General features: G+C 54.7%; 6 protein-coding genes and 1 pseudogene. 3 read left to right on the plus strand and 4 right to left on the minus strand.

The genetic code is table 11. From position 1 onward, the window contains the following. Positions 1-181 precede the first annotated feature (181 nt). The 3 genes from RBR60_RS16145 to RBR60_RS16155 all read right to left on the minus strand — a co-directional run bounded on the left by RBR60_RS16145 (position 182) and on the right by RBR60_RS16155 (position 3,100). Positions 182-1,177: a hypothetical protein gene (locus RBR60_RS16145; RefSeq protein WP_320358703.1), complete on the minus strand. Its 996-nt coding sequence runs from the start codon at positions 1,175-1,177 to the stop codon at positions 182-184. A gap of 190 nt (positions 1,178-1,367) precedes the next feature. Beyond that, entirely contained in the window at positions 1,368-1,748 is a 381-nt protein-coding gene (locus RBR60_RS16150; protein ID WP_320358705.1) for a DUF2190 family protein, read from the minus strand. Continuing rightward, the gene (locus RBR60_RS16155) at positions 1,745-3,100 is read right to left on the minus strand and encodes a S49 family peptidase (protein ID WP_320358707.1); all 1,356 of its coding nucleotides are present in this window, start codon (positions 3,098-3,100) and stop codon (positions 1,745-1,747) included. The genes RBR60_RS16150 and RBR60_RS16155 overlap by 4 nt, the downstream gene beginning before the upstream one ends. A 372-nt stretch (positions 3,101-3,472) precedes the next feature. On the opposite strand from RBR60_RS16155, the gene RBR60_RS16160 reads away from it, so the two are divergent. From RBR60_RS16160 to RBR60_RS16170, 3 genes are all read left to right on the plus strand, one after another. Next, on the plus strand, positions 3,473-3,709 hold the full coding sequence (locus tag RBR60_RS16160) for a hypothetical protein (protein ID WP_320358709.1): 237 nt from the start codon (positions 3,473-3,475) through the stop codon (positions 3,707-3,709). After that, the gene (locus RBR60_RS16165) at positions 3,706-4,152 is read left to right on the plus strand and encodes a hypothetical protein (protein ID WP_320358711.1); all 447 of its coding nucleotides are present in this window, start codon (positions 3,706-3,708) and stop codon (positions 4,150-4,152) included. The genes RBR60_RS16160 and RBR60_RS16165 overlap by 4 nt, the downstream gene beginning before the upstream one ends. A gap of 309 nt (positions 4,153-4,461) precedes the next feature. Then, positions 4,462-5,058, plus strand: coding sequence for a hypothetical protein (locus RBR60_RS16170; RefSeq protein ID WP_320358713.1), 597 nt, complete (start codon positions 4,462-4,464; stop codon positions 5,056-5,058). 186 nt (positions 5,059-5,244) lie between these two features. Here the strand turns inward: RBR60_RS16170 and RBR60_RS16175 are convergent. Then, positions 5,245-5,897: pseudogene (locus tag RBR60_RS16175) on the minus strand (hypothetical protein); the annotation flags it as partial.

The raw sequence follows: 5,897 nt of genomic DNA on the forward strand, positions 1-5,897 counted from the left end.
AAGGCACTCATGAGCAGCCCGCCGAAAAACCAGCACCATGAAAAGGCTTTGGGGTTTTGCATCATCCTCACCATCCCTCCCAGCATGGCCAGAAGAACAGCGGGTGCGACTTCCATGCAGGCTTTAAAAAGTTCTTCCGGTATCCGCACGCCGCGTCTCCTTTAAAGGGGTCTGACCCCTTTTATTTGATTCCACCCATGAGGTAACAGCACTTGCCGGAGACATCTGTCCGGATGCGGCCATCATCGTAGTAGGAGCGCAGGTAGGCTTCATCCACGTCATGGCGTACCCGGATGATCTCCGAGCGCAGGGCCTCTTCCCGGTACTGCTCCACAATGGGCTCTGTGCTGGCATCTTTGGCGTAGACAAAGGTGCGGCCCACACAGGGTTCCGTAATGTCGTAGCTGCCGGAAATCTTCACCAGCGCGGCGTAGGCATCCGTCCAGATGTCTTCAAAAACCAGCCGCTTGCCCTTGGGCGAGGCATTGCGCATCCCGCCTGCCACCAGTACGTTCTTCACGTTCAGGATCTGGGCCAGCTGATCCGCCGTAAGGCGGTTTAAGTCAATGCCGGGGAAGGTGTATTTGAGCTGTTCCCGGATCTCGCCATTGGCCTTCAGCCATTCCGCCACCTGCCAGGAGATGACCAGGGCATCCGGCTCCATGCCGCACTGCTGGCGGAAAGCGGCCTTGCCGTCCCGGATATCCTGCACCGGCGTTCCTTCCGCAGGGTTGCTCCATTTTTTGGCCACGTTGTGGGGCGTAAATACGGAAGGGTTCATCACACGGGCGGCAATGCGTTTTTCCTGCGCCCGGAGGATGATGGCCATGGTGCGTCGGGTGGCGATTTCTTCGGCCAGTCCGGCCCGCTGGTTTTCAAGCTCTTCCCATTCCACATCGTCCAGTGCTTCTTCGTGGCCCTTTTCCGACACCGCATATTTCCCCCGCTCGTACTCCCATTCCGACCTGTGGTAGCGGCCCCTGGGGGAGCGATCCACGTCTTCATCGGAAAAAAGCACTTCCGCAGGAATCACGGGATAGGTGCCGCCTCTGGCCATGACCTTATGAATGGGCATAACCGAAAGGCCGATATAGCCCTCCGAGGGATCGCGGAGGGTTTCGAGTACGGTAGCGCCCAGATCGGGACGCCAGATGAGACTGCCGCTGGTGGCGCGCATGGTATTTCCTTTCCTTCAGGCCCCCTCTCCCTCTGGGAGAGGGTTGGGGTGAGGGCTTCGTTAACCCCCTCTCCCTTTGGGAGAGGGTTGGGGTGAGGGCATCGTTAACCCCCTCTCCCTTTGGGAGAGGGCTGGGGTGAGGGCATCGTTAACCCCCTCTCCCTCTGGGAGAGGGCTGGGGTGAGGGCCTCTAAACGGTCACGCTGGCATGGAAATCATAGGGCAACACCTCAATGATCTCCCCTGCGGAGGCTGCCGAATTCAGGGCAATGCCGATCTTTCGGTAGGTTCCTGCTTCCGAAGGCAGGGCCTGAATCCGTCCCCCATCCGCCGCAAAAACCAAATCCAATGCGCTAAGGGCTCCGGCGGTTTCAAGCTCCCAGGTGCCGTCCACCCCAAGATGTTGAACAGACACCCGTTCCCCTTCTGCCGCATAGGTGGTGGCAAAGCCGATGGGCGTTCCGGCAGCACTGTTCAGAACCACCTTGCCCCCGTCAAACTGCACAATGCGGAAAGACTCCACACCGCCGGTTCCCACTTCGTAGGATCTTGGCCCAAGAACGAAACTCATGCGGCACCGCCTTTCTGAAGGCTGAGGATGTAGGCTTTATGGGCTTCCGGGTGCCTGGCCTGCATCTCCCGCATGGCCTCGCCTTTGGAACAGGCTTTGGCCGCCATATGCCCTTCCACCAGCGCCAGAAAATCCGGGCCGCCTCCGGGCTGGGCCGCTGCACCCGCAGGCGATCCCCCCACAGCAACGGCGGAAGGTGTTGCCGCCTGCAAGGCCGCGAGAATCTGGGCCGGGGTGGGGCCTGCCATTGGGTTCTGAGCCGGGGCCGCAGGGGTGGGTGTCTGGGGATTGGCCTGCCCACCCAGAGCCAGAAGCCCGGCATCGGCCATGGCTTTGATCTGATCCGCCTTCAGGCCCAGCCCCTGAAGGGTGCGGATTTTCCCCGAAACTTCCGGCCCCGCCACCATGGTCACCATGGCAAGCATGTCTTCCCCGGCCGCGCTGATTTTCGGTGCCAGTTCCGCACGCACCGCATCCCCGCCCTCGGCCCTGATCTGGGCGTAAAGGGCGGGGTGCTCCGCTTTGAGTTTGTTCACATCCATGTTTTCCTCCCTGAGTGCTGCCATAAAGGGTTCAAGGCCGGGGGTGATGCGATCCACCAGCCCTTCTTTGAGGCCGTCTTCCGCCAGATAGATCCGGCCATCCGTGGCCCGGATGGCTTCCGGAGAAAGCCCCCGGAGGCTGGCGTAGGATTCCGTAAAAATGCCGTACATTCTGTCCAGGCGCTCCTGCACATAGGCCCGGCCCGTATCGTTTAAGGGGGTATCCGCATTGGGCAGGGCCTTAAAACTCCCCGCCGAAAGATAGGAAAAGGTGATGCCCGCTTTTTCGTTGAAGCGGCTCCAGTCCGTATGGATCTGCAACACGCCGATGCTGCCCACTAAGGCCGTGGCCGGGGCAGCGACTTCATCGCAGATGGATGAAAGCCACATGGCGGCAGACATGCAGGCCCCGTCCACATAACCCACCACCCGTTTTCCCGATGCGGCCTTGGCCGAAGCCATGTGATCCACCAGCTCCTTGCAGCCCTGCACCGTGCCGCCGGGAGAGTTGAAGCAGAGCAGCAGGGTATGGATGCCAGGATCGGCCATGGCCAGATCAAACTGATCCCGCAGGCCTTTGTATCCCGTGCGAAGGGGGGCAAAGGCCCCGGCATACCCGTAATCCGGCGACAGGGTTCCCGTAACCGGAAGAAGAGCGATACCACCGGAGCGGGTGAACGGCTCCGGATCCGGGGCTTGGGAAGGAGGGATGGCGTTGGGGTGTCGCAGGGCCGAAGCCAGGGCATCTAAAGCCGAAGGCGCAGCGGCCCAGATTTCTGTTTTGAGAAGTTCCAGCATCCGGAAGGGCATGGCATCCTCGCCTATGGGTAAGGCGGGGAAAAATCCCCGCAGAAAAACGGACAGTTTCTGCGGGGAGTATAGGGCCGGGATGGGGGGCTTTTTTTAGATGGTGCTCAGATGTGCGTGGATGGGGGTTCTTTTTTGCTGAATGGGGCAAGATTTTGCTTGACGGGGGGTGGAGGGTGTAAGGCATAAAAACCTTGTCATGATCTGCGGGAATGGCTACCACTGATCCGGATAAACGAGCAGGCATTGCTCCTGCCGTCCATCATGCTATACTGCTGTCAGCAGATTTTTTTACGTGCAATAAACCATCCGTGCTCCGGAGGGCATATGTATTTGAACACATACGGACAGTCAGGGAAGCATCCTTTTGTCTCCATGGCTTTCGATGACGACAGAAGCGACACCCTTGCTCAGGCCCGGCGTACCGCTTTTCAGAATCTCATCCGGTATATGGTACGTCTCCGCAATGAAGGGCATATGGATGATCAGGCCTTTGATGCCCTTGTCCGGCAGGCCGCTGCATCCTACTCTGGTGCAGAAATATCCGAACGCATTGAAAAGGTGCTGGTCAGTAAAATCAGCTCAGGCCGCCTTCGGGAGTTGCTGCAATGACGGATACGGAAACAAACACAAAGGATACCGCCCCAGAAGAAGGCAAAGGGTATTCTGAAAAAAATGACGTGGGTTTTGTGGAGCCGGAGATGCTTAAAGGGCTTCCCCCGGAAGCAAGGAAGGTTCTGGAAATCGGGATGTCCATGCACAGGCTGGGACCGGTTCCCCATCCCCTTGTGGACAAAATCAATGAAACCCACATCACCAGAATTTTGGAACTTGCCGAAAAAGATGATGAAAGGTCTTTCAGGGATGCCGCAGAAAACAGAAAATACACCCTGATATACGTTCTTGTCTTTGCCGTTCTGTTCATATTCGCCACCGTTTTTCTGGTCGGCTCAGACAAGGAACTGTACCGGGAGGTCATCAAACTTTTTGCCGTGTTCCTTGGCGGCCTTGGCAGCGGCTTTGGCATCAGAAGCTATATGGACAGAAACAAATAGGAACAGGAAATGGTATCCCCCCTTTTATGCTTTTATGTTGACAAATCATGGCTTTTTTTGTTACCAAACCCCTTGATTTTTTGGCTTTCTTCGTATTGCAAAATAAAAAAATGAGAAAAGAGATGAATATACTGGCAACATACTATCGCTTGTTTTTCCCTCAGGTCCCTGTTTTTGACGGGAAAAAATTTATTCGGGAACATATGCGTCATTTCACCATGAGAAGAGCGCGGGGAAACATAAATCTCCAGATGGGGAACTATGTCACTCAGGATGATATTGACGTAATCAAGAAAAAAAATCTGACACATGTCTTCTCAAAATAAAGCTGTCTCCCAAAATGAGTCTGATGAAGACCTTCAGTCCATCGTCAGGCTTTTTGGTAAAACAGAAGCTGTTCTTAAAGAAATTGAAAATACAACCAGTCATATGGTTGTTCCTGTTATCAATGAGCTTCGCTACGCAGGCTATCATCTGACCCAATACCTGCAATGCAAGAATGCAGAGGATCTGTCTAAGGCAAAGAACCATTGCAAGCGTGCTCTCTTTGATGCATACGATTACAGAATTAACCTGGCCCTGATGACAATCAGGGAGTTCCAGCAAGATTACAGGCTTGTCAACATTGGTGCCATTGTAAATGATTATCAGGCACTCATGAGAGATGTCGAAAATATAAAAAAAGAAGTGAATAGTAAAATTGCCACCCATGAGATCCGTGAAGAAAGATATGTTGCACTTGAAAAACACATAGAAAATTTAGTTGAGATAGCTTGCAGGCTTAATGTTGCCCGTGAAGAATTAAATAAAAGTCTGTTACGACAACGTAAAAACACTTTCAGGTTTATCCTGACAACCATTATCGGTTCCATAGCCGCAATTGCTGCAATTATGGCTATGTTTTAAAAAATAAAGAAGGAAAAGGGTACCGCCCGAAATCTTTCTCCAGTTCCTGTTTTTCCACATCATTTGATGTGGAAAAATGAGAACCCACTGCCTGCCCCAGAGTGCCGCTGAACCCCCGGACGCAAAAAGCCCCCGCACCGAAAAGGTTGCAGGGGCTTTCTTTATGGATCAGTTCCGGAGCACCCTTCACGGCTCCTGGGATTTCCCCATGGTCAGGGTCATGAGAAGATCCTCAAAGGCATCTTCATAATACATGGGCTGGGTTTCTCCGGGGTTTTGCGGGGAAACCATATTCTCACCAAAAGCCAAACCCAGATCCGTGAGGTTCTTGAATTTTCTGGCCGCCCCACTGGCTCCGGTGCGCTCCCGCTCCTCCAGCATCCCATTGTTCACCATGAGCTGATTAAATTTGATGGTGCTCATGTCCACGTTGTGTTTTTTTAAAAGGGCCGATGCGGACATGCGCTGGCGGGGTGCTTCCGTGTACTGGGGCAGTACAGATTTATCCAGACCATGGCGGTCATAGATGGCATAACAAAGGGCCAGCCGGGAGTCATCGGAAACCCGGAGCATGTCGGCAACACATTCCGCTGCCCAAAAATCCTGCTGGATCAGGATTTTGAGGGGGTGGTCGTTGCGGGAGACCTGATATGCCCCGGTGCGCCGGATGGAGGGGAGGATATCCCCGTGAATCCACCTGTTCAGCTTTTTTGCCGTTTCGGTACGGCTCTGGGCCACAAGGTAGGTCATGGCGGGCTCGCTGATGATGGTGGACTCCTGGATTCTTCCGAGGGCATCCGGGATGGGGGTAACAGCAATTCCCCCATCTCCGAAAACCT

The organism is Desulfobotulus sp. (assembly GCF_034006065.1).
Taxonomy (GTDB): domain Bacteria; phylum Desulfobacterota; class Desulfobacteria; order Desulfobacterales; family ASO4-4; genus Desulfobotulus.

What these genes read in the sequence shown, in the direction of transcription:
- RBR60_RS16160 (WP_320358709.1), top strand. Translation starts at nt 3,473, where the DNA reads ATGGCTTTCGATGACGACAGAAGCGACACCCTTGCTCAGGCCCGGCGT.
- RBR60_RS16150 (WP_320358705.1), bottom strand. Translation starts at nt 1,748, where the DNA reads ATGAGTTTCGTTCTTGGGCCAAGATCCTACGAAGTGGGAACCGGCGGT.
- RBR60_RS16170 (WP_320358713.1), top strand. Translation starts at nt 4,462, where the DNA reads ATGTCTTCTCAAAATAAAGCTGTCTCCCAAAATGAGTCTGATGAAGAC.
- RBR60_RS16145 (WP_320358703.1), bottom strand. Translation starts at nt 1,177, where the DNA reads ATGCGCGCCACCAGCGGCAGTCTCATCTGGCGTCCCGATCTGGGCGCT.
- RBR60_RS16165 (WP_320358711.1), top strand. Translation starts at nt 3,706, where the DNA reads ATGACGGATACGGAAACAAACACAAAGGATACCGCCCCAGAAGAAGGC.
- RBR60_RS16155 (WP_320358707.1), bottom strand. Translation starts at nt 3,100, where the DNA reads ATGCCCTTCCGGATGCTGGAACTTCTCAAAACAGAAATCTGGGCCGCT.